This is a genomic window from Streptomyces sp. NPDC016677 (assembly GCF_055562815.1).
In genome coordinates this window covers 1-17,581 of sequence record NZ_JBVHEO010000010.1, presented here as the reverse complement: position 1 = coordinate 17,581, position 17,581 = coordinate 1, and the positions used below count along the sequence as shown (strand labels likewise).

General features: G+C 69.4%; 17 protein-coding genes and 7 pseudogenes. 12 read left to right on the top strand and 12 right to left on the bottom strand.

Going from position 1 to position 17,581, the window contains the following annotated elements; all coding sequences use genetic code 11:
• Positions 1–39 precede the first annotated feature (39 nt).
• The 3 genes from ACZ3IG_RS24615 (at position 40) to ACZ3IG_RS24605 (ending at position 1,726) form a co-directional block, all read left to right on the top strand.
• On the top strand, positions 40–228 hold the full coding sequence (locus ACZ3IG_RS24615) for a hypothetical protein (RefSeq protein ID WP_467434691.1): 189 nt from the start codon (positions 40–42) through the stop codon (positions 226–228).
• Positions 229–857: 629 nt separating this feature from the next.
• Positions 858–1,097, top strand: a complete 240-nt coding sequence (locus tag ACZ3IG_RS24610; protein WP_467434690.1) for a transposase family protein — start codon at positions 858–860, stop codon at positions 1,095–1,097.
• Between the two features lie 32 nt (positions 1,098–1,129).
• On the top strand, positions 1,130–1,726 hold the full coding sequence (locus ACZ3IG_RS24605; RefSeq protein WP_467434689.1) for a transposase family protein: 597 nt from the start codon (positions 1,130–1,132) through the stop codon (positions 1,724–1,726).
• Between the two features lie 938 nt (positions 1,727–2,664).
• On the opposite strand, the gene ACZ3IG_RS24600 is transcribed toward ACZ3IG_RS24605, so the two are convergent.
• Positions 2,665–3,333 (bottom strand): TetR/AcrR family transcriptional regulator, encoded by a 669-nt coding sequence (locus ACZ3IG_RS24600; protein ID WP_467434688.1) that lies wholly within the window; start codon positions 3,331–3,333, stop codon positions 2,665–2,667.
• Between the two features lie 65 nt (positions 3,334–3,398).
• Between ACZ3IG_RS24600 and ACZ3IG_RS24595 the strand changes: the two genes are divergently transcribed.
• From ACZ3IG_RS24595 to ACZ3IG_RS24575, 5 genes and pseudogenes are all read left to right on the top strand, one after another.
• The gene (locus tag ACZ3IG_RS24595; protein WP_467434687.1) at positions 3,399–4,922 is read left to right on the top strand and encodes a monooxygenase; all 1,524 of its coding nucleotides are present in this window, start codon (positions 3,399–3,401) and stop codon (positions 4,920–4,922) included.
• 2 nt (positions 4,923–4,924) lie between these two features.
• On the top strand, positions 4,925–5,365 hold the full coding sequence (locus ACZ3IG_RS24590) for a RidA family protein (RefSeq protein ID WP_467434686.1): 441 nt from the start codon (positions 4,925–4,927) through the stop codon (positions 5,363–5,365).
• A 266-nt stretch (positions 5,366–5,631) separates the two neighbouring features.
• Complete coding sequence (locus ACZ3IG_RS24585) at positions 5,632–5,754, top strand: hypothetical protein (protein ID WP_467434684.1); 123 nt, start codon at positions 5,632–5,634, stop codon at positions 5,752–5,754.
• Entirely contained in the window at positions 5,751–6,107 is a 357-nt protein-coding gene (locus tag ACZ3IG_RS24580) for a hypothetical protein (RefSeq protein WP_467434683.1), read from the top strand. Before ACZ3IG_RS24585 ends, ACZ3IG_RS24580 begins: the two co-directional genes overlap by 4 nt.
• A 42-nt stretch (positions 6,108–6,149) precedes the next feature.
• Positions 6,150–6,794 (top strand): annotated as a pseudogene (locus tag ACZ3IG_RS24575) (alpha/beta fold hydrolase); the annotation flags it as partial.
• A 155-nt stretch (positions 6,795–6,949) separates the two neighbouring features.
• On the opposite strand, the pseudogene ACZ3IG_RS24570 reads toward ACZ3IG_RS24575, so the two are convergent.
• Both ACZ3IG_RS24570 and ACZ3IG_RS24565 read right to left on the bottom strand, forming a co-directional pair.
• Positions 6,950–7,135: pseudogene (locus ACZ3IG_RS24570) on the bottom strand (IS5/IS1182 family transposase); the annotation flags it as partial.
• A 75-nt stretch (positions 7,136–7,210) separates the two neighbouring features.
• Positions 7,211–8,062, bottom strand: coding sequence for a helix-turn-helix transcriptional regulator (locus tag ACZ3IG_RS24565; RefSeq protein WP_467434682.1), 852 nt, complete (start codon positions 8,060–8,062; stop codon positions 7,211–7,213).
• 85 nt (positions 8,063–8,147) lie between these two features.
• Between ACZ3IG_RS24565 and ACZ3IG_RS24560 the strand changes: the two genes are divergently transcribed.
• Complete coding sequence (locus ACZ3IG_RS24560; protein ID WP_467434681.1) at positions 8,148–8,942, top strand: SDR family NAD(P)-dependent oxidoreductase; 795 nt, start codon at positions 8,148–8,150, stop codon at positions 8,940–8,942.
• Positions 8,943–9,205: 263 nt separating this feature from the next.
• Here ACZ3IG_RS24560 and ACZ3IG_RS24555 read toward each other — a convergent pair whose 3' ends face one another.
• On the bottom strand, positions 9,206–9,469 hold the full coding sequence (locus tag ACZ3IG_RS24555; RefSeq protein ID WP_467434927.1) for a TetR family transcriptional regulator C-terminal domain-containing protein: 264 nt from the start codon (positions 9,467–9,469) through the stop codon (positions 9,206–9,208).
• Positions 9,470–9,761: 292 nt separating this feature from the next.
• A pseudogene (locus ACZ3IG_RS24550) lies at positions 9,762–9,941 on the bottom strand (TetR family transcriptional regulator); the annotation flags it as partial.
• A 64-nt stretch (positions 9,942–10,005) separates the two neighbouring features.
• On the opposite strand from ACZ3IG_RS24550, the gene ACZ3IG_RS24545 reads away from it, so the two are divergent.
• The gene (locus tag ACZ3IG_RS24545; RefSeq protein ID WP_467434680.1) at positions 10,006–10,959 is read left to right on the top strand and encodes a zinc-binding dehydrogenase; all 954 of its coding nucleotides are present in this window, start codon (positions 10,006–10,008) and stop codon (positions 10,957–10,959) included.
• Positions 10,960–11,438: 479 nt separating this feature from the next.
• Here ACZ3IG_RS24545 and ACZ3IG_RS24540 read toward each other — a convergent pair whose 3' ends face one another.
• Both ACZ3IG_RS24540 and ACZ3IG_RS24535 read right to left on the bottom strand, forming a co-directional pair.
• On the bottom strand, positions 11,439–11,831 hold the full coding sequence (locus ACZ3IG_RS24540; RefSeq protein ID WP_467434679.1) for a VOC family protein: 393 nt from the start codon (positions 11,829–11,831) through the stop codon (positions 11,439–11,441).
• A gap of 294 nt (positions 11,832–12,125) precedes the next feature.
• On the bottom strand, positions 12,126–13,073 hold the full coding sequence (locus tag ACZ3IG_RS24535; protein ID WP_467434677.1) for a TIGR03564 family F420-dependent LLM class oxidoreductase: 948 nt from the start codon (positions 13,071–13,073) through the stop codon (positions 12,126–12,128).
• A 143-nt stretch (positions 13,074–13,216) separates the two neighbouring features.
• On the opposite strand from ACZ3IG_RS24535, the gene ACZ3IG_RS24530 reads away from it, so the two are divergent.
• Complete coding sequence (locus ACZ3IG_RS24530; protein WP_467434676.1) at positions 13,217–13,783, top strand: TetR/AcrR family transcriptional regulator; 567 nt, start codon at positions 13,217–13,219, stop codon at positions 13,781–13,783.
• Between the two features lie 53 nt (positions 13,784–13,836).
• A pseudogene (locus ACZ3IG_RS24525) lies at positions 13,837–14,171 on the top strand (Tn3 family transposase).
• Positions 14,172–14,395: 224 nt separating this feature from the next.
• On the opposite strand, the gene ACZ3IG_RS24520 reads toward ACZ3IG_RS24525, so the two are convergent.
• From ACZ3IG_RS24520 to ACZ3IG_RS24500, 5 genes and pseudogenes are all read right to left on the bottom strand, one after another.
• Entirely contained in the window at positions 14,396–15,163 is a 768-nt protein-coding gene (locus ACZ3IG_RS24520) for an SDR family NAD(P)-dependent oxidoreductase (protein ID WP_467434675.1), read from the bottom strand.
• Between the two features lie 169 nt (positions 15,164–15,332).
• The gene (locus tag ACZ3IG_RS24515; protein ID WP_467434926.1) at positions 15,333–16,091 is read right to left on the bottom strand and encodes an SDR family NAD(P)-dependent oxidoreductase; all 759 of its coding nucleotides are present in this window, start codon (positions 16,089–16,091) and stop codon (positions 15,333–15,335) included.
• A gap of 159 nt (positions 16,092–16,250) precedes the next feature.
• A pseudogene (locus ACZ3IG_RS24510) lies at positions 16,251–16,475 on the bottom strand (Atu4866 domain-containing protein); the annotation flags it as partial.
• Positions 16,476–16,601: 126 nt separating this feature from the next.
• Positions 16,602–16,967 (bottom strand): annotated as a pseudogene (locus ACZ3IG_RS24505) (transposase); the annotation flags it as partial.
• 19 nt (positions 16,968–16,986) lie between these two features.
• Positions 16,987–17,581 (bottom strand): annotated as a pseudogene (locus ACZ3IG_RS24500) (IS5 family transposase); the annotation flags it as partial.

Sequence of the window (17,581 nt, the reverse complement as noted above, 5' to 3'; positions counted from 1 at the left end):
CGCATTAAGAGGGCCGGCGACGCGGACATCCCCGAGGGCATGGTGCTCTACAGCTTCCGGCACTTCTTCGCCTCGAACTGCCTCACCCACAACACCCCTTTCACCGACGTCGCCGAATGGATGGGCGGCCACAAGAACATCGACGTCACCTTCAAGACCTACCGACACCTCATGCCCGGCAGCCTCAGCACCGCCGCAGCCGTCCTCAATTATCAACTCACTGCATAGCAGGTTCGGGGAGCGGATCCTCATCGAGGATTCTCGGTTGGGCAGTGAGACGGCAAGATGGCCTGACAGTGGTCTGCTGTCAGGTCCATGCAGATGCTGGCCGTCTGTCAGTCGTTCGCAGGACGTTGATGAGCATCCTCATGAGTATCTCCTGGGTTCTACAGGGGCAGTATCGGCCTTGCGGGCGCGAAGGTCACGTGAGGCAACGTAGGGAGAGGTCGGGGAGTACCGGTCTGGCAGATACGGCCGAAGCGAAGGCGCGGCATCCGCGCGGTCTTCGTTGCTCCAGCTGCCGTGCTGCACATTGCACGACCCGCGAGACGGCGCGGGTTCGACCATCGGTAGGGCCCGGAGTGGTTAGAACAAGTGGCAGGGGACGCCAGTCGGACGATCGCGTCCCATTAGCCGGACCAGCCATACGAGGTGGGCGGGAAAGTCTCGGTGGACCCGTGGTGGTTGCAGTATCTGCACCACTCGCCCGGCCTTGGCTTCGCCGTGCCTCGCCAGCGGGCGCCGATTGGCGACTGTGCCAGGAATGCCTGGGCTAAGGAGCTCGTGCACGGTAGGCGGTGAGACGTCGAGCCTGGATGGTTGATCATGGTCAGGTGGTGGGGAACGCAACGCGTGCGGTGACCGTCACCAATCGGCAGATCACGGGTCTGACAGCCGGAGTGATCGCCGAACTCGTCGAAAAGATCGGCCCCTCGTGTCAGGAGCGTCACCAAGCGAGACTCGCCGCTCGATCGCGTAAGCGGGCCGTGGGCGCCGGTGCGAGGCACCGGCTGGTGTTCGTCGACCGGCTCCTGGCCACGCTCGTCCAATTCCGTTGCGGGGTCACCCACGACGTGCTGGCCTGCTGGTTCGGCTAGACCGCTCCACCATCACCCGAGTCATCAGCGAGGTGCGGCCCCTGCTCGCCGAGCGAGGCTGCACCGTCAGCCTCGACGTGCGACTGCGGTCTCTGGCCGAGGTCATCGACCATCTCGGCTCGAGCGGGACGACCGGCGTCATCGACAGTACCGAGATCCGGGTTCGCCGCCCGGCCGCCGGACGCAAGGACCGCGACAAGTTCACCCCCGACAAGAACAAGCAGAACGCCGTCAAGTCCATGGTCGTCGCAGACGGCGAAGGCCGCGCGCTCTGGTACAGCCCGGCACGGCCCGCAAGCTACGCGGACATCACCCAAGCCCGCCAGTTAGGACCGGTCAAGCTCCTGCCCGACGGGCCCGCGGTCGAGATCCTCGCCGATGCCGGCTACCAGGGCCTGGGCGCCCAGACCGGTGGCCGGGTGGTGACGCCACCGCACCGCAAGTTCAAGAAGAACGCCCCCGACTGGGACGAGGAGATGCACGAACGCCAGCGCAGGGCACGCTCCTCACTCCGGATCCGGGTCGAGCACGGCATCACCCACCTGGCGACGTCTCACCGCCTATCGGGCACGAACTCGTCAGCGCCGGACGATGGAACGCCGGACAGGTCTGCCTTGGCGCGATCGTGATCGGCCTGAGGACGGTTCGTACCGCACTGCCCGCCGCAGCGGTGGGCAGCACGGTATCTGCCGGCGCGGCGGATGGTCAGGGTTCCGTGGGTGCGGCGCAGAGTGTGGATACGTCAGGAGTTGGTTAGGCCGACGTGGTCGTCGAGGAAGTCGAAGAACCGCTGTGCGGCCAGCGATCGGACCATCGGCTCGCAGTGTGTGTTGCATTGTCTCAGCGGCTCGGGGCGCAGCTGGCCGCGCAGGTCGCGGCGGCGCTGGTCGACGTTGCCCCGGCTGCGCGAGGTCGGGCGGCCGGGGGTGAGTCGTTCACGGCGGCGGAGCCCGGCGCACGAACTCCTCGCTTCGGCATGGGCCTGGGCACGCCGTCCTCCACGCCACCTCGTCACCCAGGGACTGAACATCGGCGAGAAGTGTGAGCGATTCGGGCTCGTCATTGGCGATGCGCCGGGGCAGCAGTCGGCGGCCGCTCTCGTCGATCGGCACATAGTGGTGGTGGGGCCTTCTCGCGTCGATTCCGGCCCATCGAGACCATGCTGGTGCCTCCGTGATGTTGGTGCTGGTACCTCCCACGGACGACCTCGCTGTCGATTCCCTACGGAGCGATCATTCGCAATTCCTAACTGGCAACCGGGTCGTCGTGGGGTGCCGGGCGGCCGATCGGCGCAAGCCACAAGTAGCAGAGGATTGATAGCCACACCCGGCACTCCTGGGCAGGTCAACCATATGAAGGGCTCGGCACGTTCTGCAGGGCAACGCAGGGAGAGGTGACTTGAGGTCGGGGCTGCTGCGACCGTGCGCCTCGATGGAGCGGGCCGCCTATCCGCAGTCCGATCGGCCTGTCACCGTGTAGGAGCCGCATCGACTCCTGGACGAGCATCCGCCGGCCCCGACGCTCGCTCCCCGCAGGGAGGCCGCGGCGGGGAGCACCGCCGCCGGGCTCACCGCCGGACGGCACGCAGTCCGTCCAGGAGCAGCCGCAGCCCGAACTCGAAGTGTGCCGTGAAGTCCGTACTGGTGAGCACCGGCAGGGTGGCGGCGAGGTGCGGATACGTCCCTGCCTCCACCACCGCGTCGCGCAGAGCCCCCGCGTCGGTGGACCCCCCGTCCTCCGGCCGGAGGACGGCCTGTTCCTCCAGGGTATGGCCAACGGTGAAGTGGGACACCGCGTAGAGCGCCCGCGCCGCCTCACCGTCGCTGAAGCCCGCCACACGCAGCACCCCGATGAGGCCGTCGGCAAAGCCCAGGGTGTTCGGGCCGGTCGAGTGTGTACCGGCGTAGACGCGGGCGCCGTCGCGATGGGCGAGCAGGGCTGTGCGCAGTGCTCGGGCCAGGCGCGCCACTCCCTCGCTCCAGTCGCCGTCCCCGGCCGGGCCGGGGACGGCGGCGACGCCGCCGACCATGTGCTCGGCCATGGCGGTGAGCAGGTCCTGTTTGGTCGCGAAGTAGCGGTACAGCGCACCGGCCTGGACGCCCATCGCATCGGCGAGCCTGCGCATGGTCAGCGCGTCGAGCCCGGACTCGTTCAGCAGGTCAAGGGCGGTCCGGACGGTGCGGGCCTGGTTGAGTCGGGCGGGCCGGCCCCTGGCCGGGCTTGACGGTGTGCTCATGGGCCTCACTATACTGAACACCGTTCACGTGAACGCTGTTCACTAAATGAAGGAGGTCATCCCTGATGAACACCGACGTGATCGTCGTAGGCGCCGGCCCGACCGGGCTGATGCTCGCCTGCGAGCTGGCACTGGCGGGCGTACGGACCCGGGTCCTGGAGCGCCGCACCGAACCGCGGCGCCATTCGCGGGCGCTGAGCCTGCACCCGCGCAGCGTGGAACTGATGGACCAACGGGGACTGCTCGACCGGTTTCTCCCGCTCGGCCGGACCGTGCCGGGCTGGCACTTCGCGGGATTGCCCACCCAGCTGAACTTCGGTGCCCTCGACTCGCGGCACGGCTACACCCTCTTCCTGGCCCAGGCGCGCACCGAGGCGATCCTCGGGGAGCGGGCACACGAGCTGGGGGTGGAGATCGGCCGGGGACACGAGATTCTCGGCATGAGCCAGGACGGCGACGGGGTCGAGGTGGAGACCCGCGTTCCCGGCGGCGGCACCGAGACCGTACATGCCCTGTACGCGGTCGGATGCGACGGCGGGCGCAGCCTCGTACGGCGGACCGCTGGGATCGGCTTCCCCGGCACGGACGAGACCCTGACGGGGATACTCGGGGACTTCGCGGTCGTCGACCCGCGGCCCGGCGCCCTCGATGCGGCACGGGCCCGCGGCGTGATCGTCGCGCCGCTGGAGGGCGGGCTCACCCGGTTCGTCTGCCTGGATCCGGAGCGGATGCGGGTCCCGTCCCGGGAGCCGGTGACCCTGGAGGAGTTCCGTACGTCGCTCACCCGGATCACCGGCTCCGACTGCGGGGTCGCCGAGCCCGACTGGCTGTCGCGTTTCGGCAATGCCACGCGGCTCGCGGAGAGCTACCGCTCAGGACGGATCCTGCTGGCGGGCGACGCCGCCCACATCCACTTCCCCGCGGCGGGCCAGGGGCTCAACACCGGGCTCCAGGACGCCATGAACCTGGGGTGGAAACTGGCCGCCGCGGTGCACGGCTGGGCCCCGCCCGGGCTGCTGGACAGTTACGACGCGGAGCGCCGACCGGCCGGCCAGTCGGTGACCGAGAACACCGAGGTCCAGACGCTGTTGGCGGAACTGACGCTGATCTCGGGGTATCAGCGCCCGGCTGCGGCCCTGCGGTCGCTTCTCGACCAGCTGCTGGGCATGGCGGAGGTCAACCACCGGCTCGCCGATCAGGTCTCCGCGCTCGGCACCCACTACCCGCCGGCGGACCCGGGTGCCGACCCGCTGGTGGGACGGCGTATGCCCGATGTGGGACTGACCGCCGCCGGTTCGACGGCGACACGGGTCTACGAACTCCTCGCCCGCGGCCGCTTCGTTCTGCTCGCTCTGGCGAAGGGCCCCTTCCTGCGGGAGGCCGTCGGCGCGGACCGGGCCTCCCGGGTCACGGCCGTATCCGTCGACAAGTACGACGAGCACGCCGACCTCGACGGGGTCGCCGAAGTGCTTGTACGCCCCGACGGGCACGTCGCGTGGGCCACCCGGACCGCCGACCACGCCACGCGCCGCGACGAGCGGGCCCAGGCGCTGACCGCCTGGGCGGGTACGCCCTCCTCGAGGAGCTGATCATGTCGGTGACCCGCGTCAGTCCACCGTCCGTGCACAACCCGTCCGGCCAGATCACCCAGGTCGTCACCATCGACGGAAGGCGGCTCGTGCATCTCTCCGGGCAGGTCGCCTGGGATGAGCGAGGACGGCCCGTGGGACTCGGTGACCACGGGGCCCAGGCGGCACAGATCGCCCGTAACCTCGACGCCGCGCTCGCCGCGGTCGGCGCCACCCGTGACGACATCGTCGACGAGACCATCTACGTCGTCGACTACACCCCGGAGCTGCTGCCCGCGATCTTCGGGCCGCTGCGGGCCGGTGTCGCGGAAGCACCCGCGAGCACGCTGGTGGGCGTGTCCGCGCTCTTCGCACCGGGGTTCCTCCTGGAGGTCAAGGTGGTCGCCGCGCTCCCCGGGCAGGGGAGCCAGGACCGGGCCGTACCGGCCGACGCCGGCACCTAGGCGGGCGAGCCCGCCAGGGCACACGAGACGGACGGGGACCAGGATCTCGAAACGGCACTCACCCGCCGGGCCTGGGAAGACCCGTCTTTCGCCGCGCGACTGGAACGCGAGCCCCTGGAGGCCCTGGCGTCGATGGGGGTGCGCCCGGCCCCGGGGGTCAAGGTGCAGGTCAGGCTACAGAGACGCGCCACGCTGTACTACGTCCTCCCACCCTCGAAACGACCGGAGGAGCCGGACCGCAGTGAGCCCGTGAACCTCATGGACCTGTGACCAGCGGGGACAACTTCGTCTGGCTGCTGCCCGAGCGGCTCAAGACCGAACTCCCGGCCATGCGCCGAGGTTTCTACGAGGCCCGGACCGCCACCGATACGACACGGAGCAGCACATGAAACACGACGCTGGCACCCGCCACACCCTCCGGCTCGTCAACGACAGCTCCTACCGGGAGAGGCTCCTCGCCGACCCGAAAGCGGTGCTGTGCGAGGAGTCGGGCCACCACCCGCGCGAGGACTTCGCCGTCGAAGCAGTGGAACAGCGGGAGGACACCGTCGTCATCCTGCTCCCCGCGGAACCGGAGCACGGCGAGGATTTCGAGGAGCGGCTCACCGAGGTGTCCCAGCGCGTCTACGACGTGCTGTTCTCGTCCGGGGTCGGCGGCTTCCTGATCCCCGACGACCGTCTGAAGTGGGTGCTGCGGGACATCCGCTCCGCCTGGGCGGCCAAGGCCGGAGCGGAGGGGTGATGACCACCTTCGTTCTCGTGCACGGTTCGTGGCCTCGGCGGCTGGGCCTGGGAGCGGGTCGCCCCCGGACTGCGAGCGTCCGGCCACACCGTCCTGTGCCCCTCGCTCACCCCGGCCGAACCCGGCGTCGGACTGCGCACCCACATCGCCGAGATCGTCGGCCTGATCGACCGCCACGACCTCACCGACGTGATCCTCGTGGGCCACAGCTACGGAGGCATGGTCATCACCGGCGCCGGACAGGAGCGGCCGCGGCGCGTCCGGCAACTCGTCTATCTGGACGCGTTCTTCCCCTCGCCGGGCCAGTCGGCCTTCGGCCTCCACCCCGTCCTGCGCGACGCCTGCGATGCCGCTGCCGCTCTGCGGCCGGAGCAGGAGGCATGGCTGGTCCCTCCCTTCGGCTTCGAGACCATGCATGGGTCTCACGGCGGCCGACCTGGAGTGGGTGAGCGCGCAGGCCCGGCCGATGAGCCGGGCCACCCACGAGGAACCCCTGCCGAGCCCGGTGTACGGCCGGCCTCGGCCACCGGCGACGTACATATGGTGCGGAGAGTCACCCTTCTTCGCCGGCACTGCGAAGACCGCGCGCCGGCGCGGGGCCCGGCTCCTGACCGTCGAAGGCGCCGCCCATATGGCACCCGTCACCGACCCCGAGCGCGTATGGCCGTGCTCGGCCGGACCGGCTGAGGAGTCAGCCCCTCGTCAGGGTGCGGGGTCCGTCGTCTTGGCGGACCCCGCCCGCACCGTCAGGAAGACCGTCCGCGCCGACGGGCCATCCTCACCCCGCACAGGACGGAGCGCCTGGGCCGTGGCGCCGCTGTACGACCGCCGCAGCCCCTCACGGCCGGTCGAATCGCGAACTGCCGCATGGTGAGGTTCGTGCGGTAGCGCACGCCCACCAGCAGCACCCGCTTGGCCAGCGGAAGCCGCCACGGTCGGCCTCACCCACACCCCTCGCCACCGCGTTCCTGCACTGCTTTCAGCAGCCGAGCGGACTGATCCACCCATCGGCCGGTGAACGTTGCCACTCACACCCGTTCGGCCCTCAACACCCCAGGCATACGCAACGGCGATGCTCAGTTCACGGCCTTCTGCGACACCCTTCAGGGCAGGTAGTCGCTCGCCCGGGTTCCGAGGACGTTGAGAAGAGCCAGCGTCTCGGCGCCGGGGGATCCCGGCGGGGCGCTGTAGAGGACGAGGTGCTGGTCGCGGTCGGTGAGGGTAAGGGTGTCGCAGTCGACGGTGACGTCACCGACGACGGGGTGGCGGAAGGTCTTGGTGAGCGTCGGTGCGGGCTGTACGTCGTGGCGGTCCCAGAGCCGGGCGAAGTCGGGACTGGTGTCGCGGAGTTCGTCGACGAGGCCGGTGACCGCGGAATCGGTGGGGTAGCGGGCGAGGGTGGTGTGGAGCTGCATCACGACGTTCGCCCGGAAGTCGGCGGCGTCGGAGATTCCGTAGAGCGTTTCATCGGCGTGCTGCGGTCCGGAGAAGGCCCGGCGAGCGAGGTTGCGCTCGTCGGGGGTGAGCGGGGCGAAGTCCTCCATGAGGGCGGCCGCGAGATCGTTCCAGGCGAGGACCTCACAGGCGGCGGACATCACAAAACCAGCTGTCTGCGGCATTCGTTCGAGGAGCGCGAGGATGCTGGGGCGGACGTCGCGCCGGTGCAGTCCGGTGCGGTTCGGCGCGGTGTCGGCGAGGACGTGGAGGTGGCCGGACTCGGCGTCGGTGAGCCGCAGGGCGTCGGCGATCGCGGCCAGGACGTCGCCTGAGGGGCGCGGCGCCCTGCCCTGTTCGAGGCGGATGTAGTACTCGGTGGAGATGTGCGCGAGGACGGCCACTTCCTCGCGGCGCAGACCTGGGGTGCGGCGTCGCGGGCCGGCGGGGAGGCCCACGTCCTGCGGGCGGAGCCGCTCGCGGCGGCTGCGAAGGAACGCCCCGAGTTCCTGTTTGTCCATACGGCTAGTGTGCGCGCCACCCGGCGGCGGATCGTAGTACTGGTTGTGCCTGTATCCGGTCGGCGGCCGGCCGGACGCTGTTGCCATGACGAACAACACGAACACCCCTGAGATCGCTCCCGTCGGCCTGCTCACCGGCAAGGTCGTCTTCATCACCGGCGCCAGCCGTGGCATCGGGGCGGCCGCGGCCCGGCTCTTCGCCGTCGAGGGCGCCGCCGTCGTGCTCGCCGCCCGCAGCACCGACGCCCTGGAGACTATCGTGAAGGAGATCCGCGCCGACGGCGGTACTGCCGACGCCGTCACCCTGGACCTCGCCGACAGCGCGAGCATCCGCACCGCCGTGGCCCAGGTCGAAAAGCTCCACGGACGGCTGGATGGCGCCTTCAACAACGGCGCGGTCCCCCAGCAGCAGTTCGGCCCGGTCCACACCACCAGCGACGAGGACATCGACGAGCAGTTCGCCGTGAACTTCCGCGCGCACTGGACCGCCATGAACGCCGAGGCCGCTCTCATGCGCAAGCACGGCGGCGGGGCGATCGTCAACACCTCCAGCATCGGCAGCCGCCGCGCGAACCCGGCCCTGCCCGCCTACGGCGCCATGAAGCGCGCGCTCAACAGCCTCACCGAGACCGCCGCGGTGAACTGGGCCGGTGACCGTATCCGGGTCAACGGCATCACCCCCGGCGGCACCGCCACGGAGATGATCGACACCTGGGAGACGGCGACCCCCGGCATCGTCGAGCAGATGACCAAGTCGATCCCGCTCGGTCAGATGGGCGAGCCCCGGCAGATCGCCGAGGCGGCCGCATGGCTGCTCAGCGACCGCGCCTCGTACGTGACCGGCGCGATCCTGCCGGTCGACGGCGGCGCCGGCGCCTGACCAGGACAGCCCGACGCCACCCGCCGAGGCCCACCCTCACGGCCCCGAGCCGTCACTCCGCAAGAACCGCCCAGCAACCCCAGCGGGCTCCGCGACGCGCAGACCTGCGCCCTCAGCCCCCAGGCCGGGCACTGCCGGGCGGCAGCTGTACGCCCCTCGGTGGCGAACCTGGTCTCCAAGCGGGTCTCGACGGACCAGCAGTCGACCGCCCGGCAGAACCTCGGCCTGGACGAGGTACGCGTCTGGCCGTGGACTGAGCGTTCTCAGCGTTGACGCTCCAGGGTGAGGGCGGCAGCGGGCATAGTTGTCGAACCAGACGACGAGTCGCCTTTGTGGGCTTGACGTCCCGCGTGCGTGGCGTGGGGTGATAGGCCGAGCAGGGGGAGCCACGCCTTGTCCACGATTTCGACGATCTTCTCGTCCGGCAACGCGCCCATGGTCATCAGCATGTCGTGGCGCACCAGGTCGAAGGGCAGGTGCACCACGCGATCGGGTCGCGGTACGTCCGTAAGCTCGCCTCGTTCGATGGCGCGGTCGACGAGCGTCGCGAAGGGGGGGCTGCTGGTCCGTGGGGTGGAGGCGGCTGCGCAGGTCTTGGAAGGTGGTGCCGGTCTCGCGGAAGTAGTCCGCCAGTTGGATGCGCAGGAGTATCACCGTGCGAGCCCGCTCGGCGTTGACCGTACGTAGGAGGGTGAGGGCGTCTTGGCGCAGGCTGCCGGTGTCGGGGATGCCGAGGGGGCGCCAGTACCGGGTGAGTGTGGCGATGAGGAGGTCCTCGCGCTGCGGCCAGCGCCGGTAGAGCACCGGTTTGCTGGTTCTGGCGCAGGCTGCGATGGCCTCGTAGGTGAAGCCGTTGTAGCCGTGCTCGACGAGTACGTCCCAGGCGGCATCGGTGATCGCGTTCTCCAGGGTGGCGCCCCTGCGCCGGGTGGGGGTGCCTTCTCCACGCTGCTCGCTCGCCGGCACCCCTGTATGTCGATTTTCATGGGCTTTGGCCATGCTGTTGGATCCGCTTGCGTATCTTACCGGCGCTGTGTGTCAAGCAAGGGAAACGCGCACATCCATGATCAATGCCGCGCTCGTGGAGTCATTCGACGAGCCGCCGCACTTCCGCTCCATCCCCGCACCCGAGGCCGCTCCGGGTCAGGAAATGGTGGACGTCCTCGCTGTCGGCGTGCACCGTGCCACCAAGGGAATCGCCGCGGGCAAGCACTACACCAGCCCCAAGACACTGCCTGCCCTGGCCGGCGCCGACGCCGTAGTCCGCCGGGCCGACGGCAGCCTCGCCTTCGTCATGCCAATGGGCGCGGGCTCTCTGGCCGAGCGCATCGCCATCGACCCGGCCACCGCCATCCCCGTCCCAGCCGGAGCCGATCCCGCGCTCCTGGTCGCCACCATGAACCCGGCCCTGCCTTCGTGGGCCGCGCTGCGCACCCGGGTGACTTTTCGGGCCGGGCAGTCGGTCCTCGTGCACGGCGCGACCGGCAACGCCGGATCGATGGCCGTCAAGGTCGCCAAGCACCTTGGAGCCGATCGCGTGATCGCCGCCGGTCGCAACCGCGCCCGCCTCGACGAACTCCTGGACCAGGGCGCGGACGCCACCGTGCAACTCGTCCCCGGCGAGGAGGCCACCGCGGCCGCACTCGCCGAAGCCGCCGCGGAGGTCGACGTGGTTCTCGACTACGTGTGGGGGCCGCCCACCGAACTCGCCATGCGTGCCGTCCTCGAGGCGCGTACCCAGCACACCCGTCTGCTCGACCGGGTGCAGATCGGCGGCATGGGTGGCGACACCATCATGCTGTCCGGACACGCCATGCGCTCCAACGCATTCCGCGTCCTGGGCAGCGGCATCGGAGCGGTTCCTATCGACGTCATGCAGCGGGAGCTCACCGAACTCGTCGCCGCGATCGCCGCGGGAAGCATGGCCGTGCGCCCGCACCCTTTCCCGCTCGACCAGGTCGAGGCGGCCTGGGCCCACCAGGACGCACCCGGCGAACGCACCGTCATCCTCCTGTAACACGCCCGCCGCCGGCTCGGGGTCTCCTGCTCGGACGACCTGTCCGAGGCACGGAGGTTCCCAGCGGGAAGCCGTACGTGAGCAGCGCGAGACGCACGGTGGCCAGGCTCGTTCCTTCGAGGTCGGCGATGTCTTGGAGAAAGTAGTGGTCGTCTTCGTGTCACCTGAGCCAGTGACCGATGCGGGCGGCCATGTGCTGGGTGTGGCGAAGCCGCGGCGGACTCCAGTCGACCGGGTGCTGCGACAACAGGACGCTCGCAGGCGCGCTGAACGCAGTGAGCCCGCCGCTGGCCCTCGTCCATGTCCTGGACGAGGGCGCCGACTCCGCCGGCACCGGTCGCAGGATGCGGGCGCGCGCCGAAGGCGACGTCTTGGCCCTGCCGACGCCAGCATGCGGTGCCGGCCCGACGATCAGAGCACTTTTGAGATCGCTCCATTCGTCACTCTCGCGGCTCGACAGATGGTGTGGAAGCCCTCAGTCAGCAGTAGGGGTAGGGGGCCGTGATGAATTCAGTCAGAACCGTGCCGCCGGGATCGAGTGCATAGACCCCGCGTCCGCCGGACAAATGGTTTATCTCGCCCTCTTCGGACTTCTGTGGGTCTGCCCAGTACGTGATTGCCTGATCTTTCAGGCGCGCCAGGATGCCGTCGAACTCGTCGTCGGCCACGAGAAAAGCGAGGTGGCTCTCGTTGATGCGGTCCGGCGGGACCAAGGCGTCGGCGAAGTCGATGCCGACGTTGTTCGCTGTATCCACTTGGGTGAACAGACCCCAGTCGCGCGGGGATGGTCCTCCCAACAACTTCGCCAGGAACGCGGCGGACTCCCGCCGGTCACGGCAGTGGACGATGATGTGGTTCAGCTCATTGGGCATTTTGCCTCCTTGGGGAACGTGAGCGGAACAGCGCCCTTGATGGTCTTGCTGGTGGGCCGGTGCACAGATTGCTTCCCGGCTGGTTGCGCGGGGCGATGCCGGGGATCGGCATCGTTGGGGCCGTTCCCGATCAAGCCGGCATCGTGTCGGCGATGGTCGAGTGAACTGCCGCCAGTCCGGGCCCGAAGCGGAGCCGGGTCGGTGTGCCTTTGCCTTCCCACGGGCGCGGTGGGCTGGTGGCCAGGGACCGTACGGCGATCGCAGCGGGAGAGGTAGGGACGATGTGGTCCCGGGTCACAGGTTCCGGGCGGTGGCCCAGGTGCGAGCACGGTCCTGGGCGCTGAAGAGGTCGGTATGGGTGATCATGACTTCAGTGGCCCCGGCGTCGAAGTAGCGGCGCAGACCGGCGGTGACGGTGTCCTCGTCGCCGGCGATCAGCAGGTCCGCCGCGCTGGACAGTCCTTCGGTTGCGATGACTTTCTGGTAGGACGGGATGCTGTCGTAGAAGCCGAGGGCGGCCGAGACGCGGCTGCGAGCGGCCGCGGCGTCGTCGGTGACCACCGCGGGCACGCCGGCCACGATCTGCGGGGCCGGCCGTCCGGCCGCTGCTGCGGCTTCGGTGATGGCCGGCACGATCTGTTCGGCCAGGGTGCGGGGCCCGGCGAGGAAGGGAATCGTCCCCTCGGCCAGCTCTCCCGCCGCTGCGAGGGCCCGCGGCCCCATCGCGGCCACCAGGACCGGGACTTGCGGCACGGCCCCGGCCACGGCCGTCGGGCCGGCCGGGCGCGACGACAGCGTCTGTCCCACGAAGGCGGCGTCGTCGCCGTCCAGCAGTGGACGCAGCGCGATGAGGTACTCGCGCAGGTGCTGGATCTGCGGCGGATACGGCAGGCCGAACTGCGGCTCGAGCACCGTGCGCGCGCCGAGCCCGACGCCGAGCCGGAAACGCCCCGCGGTAGCCGCCTGTGCGGTCTTCGCCGCCGCCGCCAGCAACAGCGGGTGGCGAGGGTACGTCGGCACGACCGAGGTGCCTACGCCGATTCTGGGTTCCGCCCGGCCCACCAGCGCGGCGAGTTGGGGCGCGTCGTAATCCGCCGCCTGCCCGAACCACACCGTGCGCATCCCGGCGTCGGCCACCTCGTGCGCGAGTTCCACAGCCCGGTCCACGAGGTTGGTCAGGCCGGGGTCCTGTGCGAACGTGCCTCCCAGAAACACTCCCATCCTTTTCCCGACAGTGTTCATCACCAGCTCCTTCGCCTGGTCGGGGCCGCAGGGCCCGTCGGCTCCACCACCGCGGCCTGCATCGTCCCGCACAGTAGTGATTACAGATTCTGCAATCACTGTACAACTTGATTGCAGGCTCTGCAGTCATTACTCTGCGTGTCATGGCACGATGGCCGGGCGGCACGCCGGAACGACTGCAGGAAGCCGCGATCGAGTTGTTCACCGAGCGCGGCTACGAACGCACGACCGTGGCCGAGATCGCGGCGCGCGCAGGTCTGACCGAGCGCACCTTCTACAACCACTTCGCGGACAAGCGCGAAGTACTCTTTCCGGGACAGGACTCGTTCATCGCCGGGGTACGAGACGCGCTCGGCAGGGCACCCACAGAGCAGTCTCCGCTCGACGCGATCCGCGCGGTCTTCACTGCTGGCAGTGACTGGCTCGACCAGCGTCGGAGCGCGGCACAGCGCCGCAGGTACATCCTCGACGCACACTCTGACCTTCGGGAGCGTGAATGGGCGAAACTGGCGGCCCTTACCGCTGCGATCGCCGGCGCACTGCGCGCACGGGGCGTTCCCGACCCTGCTGCGACGCTCACCGCAGCCGTATCCGTCACCGCGTACCACTGTGCCGCAGCCCGGTGGCTGGCCGATCCGCAGCACGGCACGTTCGGGCAACACCTCCACGCAAGCTTTGACGATCTGCACCGCACCGCCCGCACCTGGTGACGTCACCGAACAGCGCGGACACGGCGGCGGCCTACTGACTTCGGCTCGTCAGGGTGACGTCGGCGACGCCGCCGATCCGCTGGGACCTGATCGAGCAGCGGTACGGCCGGAGAGTGAAGTACGCCATGGCGCTCTGGCTCGGGACGGCGGAAGCAGAGCAGGTCCTGCGGCGCCTCACCCGCGGTGGCCCCAAGCACCCGGCCTACCGGCTCTCGAAGAACTCGGCCGCGCAGTTCGTGCGGCGTTCACCTGCGATTACCTGGCCAGTCCTGGCCTGCGCCGCGACATCCACGGCGGGCTTCAGGTCGCGGAGAACCGGGACAGCGCGAACACCGTGCTCCACTACGGGAAGGAGGGCGCTGACCGGCCAGGACAAGGAGCACGCTGAGATTTCGATGCGCGCCCTGCAGTGCTCCAGTCCGCGCTCATGCACATCAACGCCCTGCTGGTACAGCAGGTCCTGGCCGAACCGGGGTCACGGTGCCCCGAGCCCGTGGCGCGACACGCACCAGCGGTCGATCACGTGCGGGCACGCGATGACGAACTTCCGGTAACCCGCCGTCCGGCGTGCAGGGTGGTGGGTCCGAGCGATGGCTGATCGGCCCCGTCACGTCAGACGGCGGTGAAACCGCCGTCTGCGGGTACCACGGCTCCGGTGATGAAGCTGGAGCGTGGCGAGGCGAGGAAGCAGAGAACCTCGGCGATCTCTTCGGGCTGTGCGACTCGGCCCAGGGGCTGGGCATCGGCGAACGATGCCAGGTAGGCGCGGCTGTCAGGGCGGATCGCGTCGAGGAAGTCGGTCTCGATCACGCCAGCGGCGACGAGGTTGGCGCGGATGCCCCAGGGTCCGCCTTCGACGGCGAGCACCTTGGTCAGTTGGGCCAGGGCGCCTTTGGACGCGCTGTAGGCGGCGCCTTCGGGCAGGGCGACCGTGCCGGCGTAGGACCCGGTGCTCACGATGCTCCCGCCGCCCCGGCTCTGCATCACTCGGAAGGCTTCTCGGGCGCAGAGGAAGGATCCGCGGGCGTTGACGGCCATCACGGTGTCCCAGTTTTCGGCGGTGGTTTCGGAGACGGGTTTGTTCAGGGTGCGTCCGGCGTTGTTCACCAGGATGTCCAGTCCTCCGAAGGTGTCCAGCGCCGAGCGGACCGCGTGGACGGCGGTCTCCTCTCGCGTGATGTCGCCCCGCATCGCGAGTACGCCGGGGAATTCGTCCTGCAGGATCGTGACGTCGGGACGCAAGTCGACGGCGATGACGCGGGCACCACGGGCATGGAGCAGTGCCACGGTCTCCTTGCCTACGCCGCGCGCGGCCCCGGTGACCAGGGCGGTCTTCCCGGCGAACTCGGATGCTTCGGCAGACGGGGCGGTGGGCGTCATGATGAGGTCCTCTCGTAAAGATCGGGGTCGCGCGCAGTTTTCCGCGCCGGCTGTCCGGGCTGCTGTGGGGGCACGCACCCACGAGGCAGACGGCACAGGCGTTGAGCGCGCGTGTCGTGCGTGGGCACGGGAGGCGTGAGACGTCGTGGAGACCCGGCGCGCGGGTCGTTCAGTGTGCGGTGAGGCCGCCGTCGACGACGAGTTCCGAGCCAGTGACGAAGGAGGAGTCGTCGCTGGCGAGGAAGAGCATCGCGGAGGCGATCTCATCGGCGCGGCCGGCTCGGCGCATGGGGGTGCGCTGGATGTCCGGTTGCTGGTCGCCCTGCTCGTCCAGCAGATCCTGGATCATCGGTGTGGCGATCACTCCGGGATGTATCGAGTTGACCCGTATGCCCTGCCGTGCGTACTCGACCGCGGCCGTCTTGCTCAGCAGGCGCACAGCGCCCTTCGATGCCTGATAGGCCGCGGCCGCGCCGCTGCCCACCAGGCCGAGCACCGACGAGGTGTTGATCACCGACGCGTTGCCACTCGCTCGCAGCAGCGGCATCGCCGCCCTCATACCGAGCCAGGTGCCCTTCTGGTTCACGTCGATCACGCGGTCCCACACCTCCTCCCGCGTGTCCTCGATACCCGGCCAGCCCAGGATTCCGGCGAGGTTCACCAGCACGTCCAGCACTCCGAAACGATCGCGTACGAGGGCCGTCACCTCCTCCCATTCCCGCGCGGAGGAGACATCGAGGGGGATGGTGGTCACCTCGGCGCCACCCGCCTCAATGCGCCGCGCCAGCTTCTCGAGGGGTTCCCGCCTTACATCGGTGATCACCAGCCGCGCGCCCTCCCGGGCGAAGAGTTCCGCGGTCGCCGCACCTATCCCCCCGGTCGCTCCCGTGATCAGGGACACCTTGCCCTCAAGACGTGCACCGATCATGAATGCGGTCCTTTCCTTGCGCTTGACATGTTTGCCCGCTACTGCTGCCCGTCTCGGCAGCCAGTCCGCTCCCACGAGGAGTGGGTCTCCCTGGCCGGAGCGGCTGTTGTCCGAACCCCGTTGTCCCGCTACGCTCGTCGCCCGCAACGATGACCCCTGCTCCCGGTGGAGCACTCCGTCGCGGATACCCCTGCGGGAATGAACCCGGTGTCGCAGACGTAGTGCAGCGACTACCGGTGACCGTGTAACGGCCGGTGTACGCACTGGCCCGCTTGCCGCGCGCCTTGTCGTAACGGCCGTCCGGCAGCAGCTCCTGCGGGAGGTGCTCGTCCTCAGTCACCACGCACCGACCACATCCCAGTTGCCGGCCTCGATCGCGGCCATGGCGGCCCCCTCCCTCGAACGGTGCGGTCCCTCCCCGCTCCACCGAGTCTGCGCAGATCAGCGATGACCAACCAGGACGCATGCACCCTGGGTGCACCACACCCGGGCAGCCCACCGGCACGCCTCCTAGTCTTCTGAGTCAGGAATCCTGTTCAGATAGCTGGCGAGGCGTTCGAGGATTTCGTCTGCGGTCTTCGTCCAGACGTAGGGCTTGGGATCGGTGTTCCATGCGGCGATCCTGGTCCGGAAGTCCTTCTCCAGCGCCTGGACGCTTCTGTGGACGCCTCGCCGTAGCTGCTTGTTCGTCAGCTCGGCGAACCACCGCTCGACCAGGTTGAGCCAGGACGAGCCGGTGGGCGTGAAGTGCAGGTAGAAGCGGGGGTGAGCCAGCAGCCAGGTCTTGACAGCTGGGGTCTTGTGGGTGGCGTAGGTGTCCAGCACCAGGTGCACGTCCAGGTCCGCCGGTATCTCCTGGTCGAGTGTGATCAGGAACTAGGCAGTTTCGTTTGGATCACCGCGCTGACCAGAGGAAGATGCCCGCGATGTGGAGTCCGGCGAGGTAGATGGTCGCGGTCTTCTCGTAGCGGGTGGCGATACCCCGCCACTGCTTCAGGCGGTTGATGCACCGCTCGACGGTGTTGCGCTGCTTGTAGGTCTCGCGGTCGAAGGCCGGTGGTCTGCCGCCGCGGCTGCCCCGACGTAGCCGGTGTCCGCGCTGGTCTGCGGGGACGGGGATCACCGCCCGGATGCCGCGTCGGCGCAGGTGGCCGCGGATCGCGCGGGAGGAGTACGCCTTGTCGGCCAGGACCAGGTCCGGCCTGGTGCGGGGCCGTCCTCGCCGACGGGGAACGCGCAGGCGGGCCATGACGTCGGTGAAGGCGGGTGCGTCACCGGCCTGACCGGCGGTGAGGTGGAACGCCAGCGGCCGGCACCGTCCGTCGGCCACGAGGTGGATCTTCGTGGTCAGTCCGCCGCGGGACCGGCCGATGGCGTGGTCGTCCGGTTCGCCGGCCGGGGCCCCTTTTTGCGGGCCCCGGCAGCGTGCTGGTGAGCGCGCACGATGGTGGAGTCCACCGACACGGCCCAGCTGACGTCTTCGTCCGTGC

Excerpts from the sequence above, each read along its gene's own strand:
- ACZ3IG_RS24615 (WP_467434691.1), top strand. The coding sequence starts at position 40 with ATGGTGCTCTACAGCTTCCGGCACTTCTTCGCCTCGAACTGCCTCACC.
- ACZ3IG_RS24600 (WP_467434688.1), bottom strand. The coding sequence starts at position 3,333 with ATGAGCACACCGTCAAGCCCGGCCAGGGGCCGGCCCGCCCGACTCAAC.
- ACZ3IG_RS24595 (WP_467434687.1), top strand. The coding sequence starts at position 3,399 with ATGAACACCGACGTGATCGTCGTAGGCGCCGGCCCGACCGGGCTGATG.
- ACZ3IG_RS24590 (WP_467434686.1), top strand. The coding sequence starts at position 4,925 with ATGTCGGTGACCCGCGTCAGTCCACCGTCCGTGCACAACCCGTCCGGC.
- ACZ3IG_RS24580 (WP_467434683.1), top strand. The coding sequence starts at position 5,751 with ATGAAACACGACGCTGGCACCCGCCACACCCTCCGGCTCGTCAACGAC.
- ACZ3IG_RS24565 (WP_467434682.1), bottom strand. The coding sequence starts at position 8,062 with ATGGACAAACAGGAACTCGGGGCGTTCCTTCGCAGCCGCCGCGAGCGG.
- ACZ3IG_RS24560 (WP_467434681.1), top strand. The coding sequence starts at position 8,148 with ATGACGAACAACACGAACACCCCTGAGATCGCTCCCGTCGGCCTGCTC.
- ACZ3IG_RS24545 (WP_467434680.1), top strand. The coding sequence starts at position 10,006 with ATGATCAATGCCGCGCTCGTGGAGTCATTCGACGAGCCGCCGCACTTC.
- ACZ3IG_RS24540 (WP_467434679.1), bottom strand. The coding sequence starts at position 11,831 with ATGCCCAATGAGCTGAACCACATCATCGTCCACTGCCGTGACCGGCGG.
- ACZ3IG_RS24535 (WP_467434677.1), bottom strand. The coding sequence starts at position 13,073 with ATGAACACTGTCGGGAAAAGGATGGGAGTGTTTCTGGGAGGCACGTTC.
- ACZ3IG_RS24530 (WP_467434676.1), top strand. The coding sequence starts at position 13,217 with ATGGCACGATGGCCGGGCGGCACGCCGGAACGACTGCAGGAAGCCGCG.
- ACZ3IG_RS24520 (WP_467434675.1), bottom strand. The coding sequence starts at position 15,163 with ATGACGCCCACCGCCCCGTCTGCCGAAGCATCCGAGTTCGCCGGGAAG.
- ACZ3IG_RS24515 (WP_467434926.1), bottom strand. The coding sequence starts at position 16,091 with ATGATCGGTGCACGTCTTGAGGGCAAGGTGTCCCTGATCACGGGAGCG.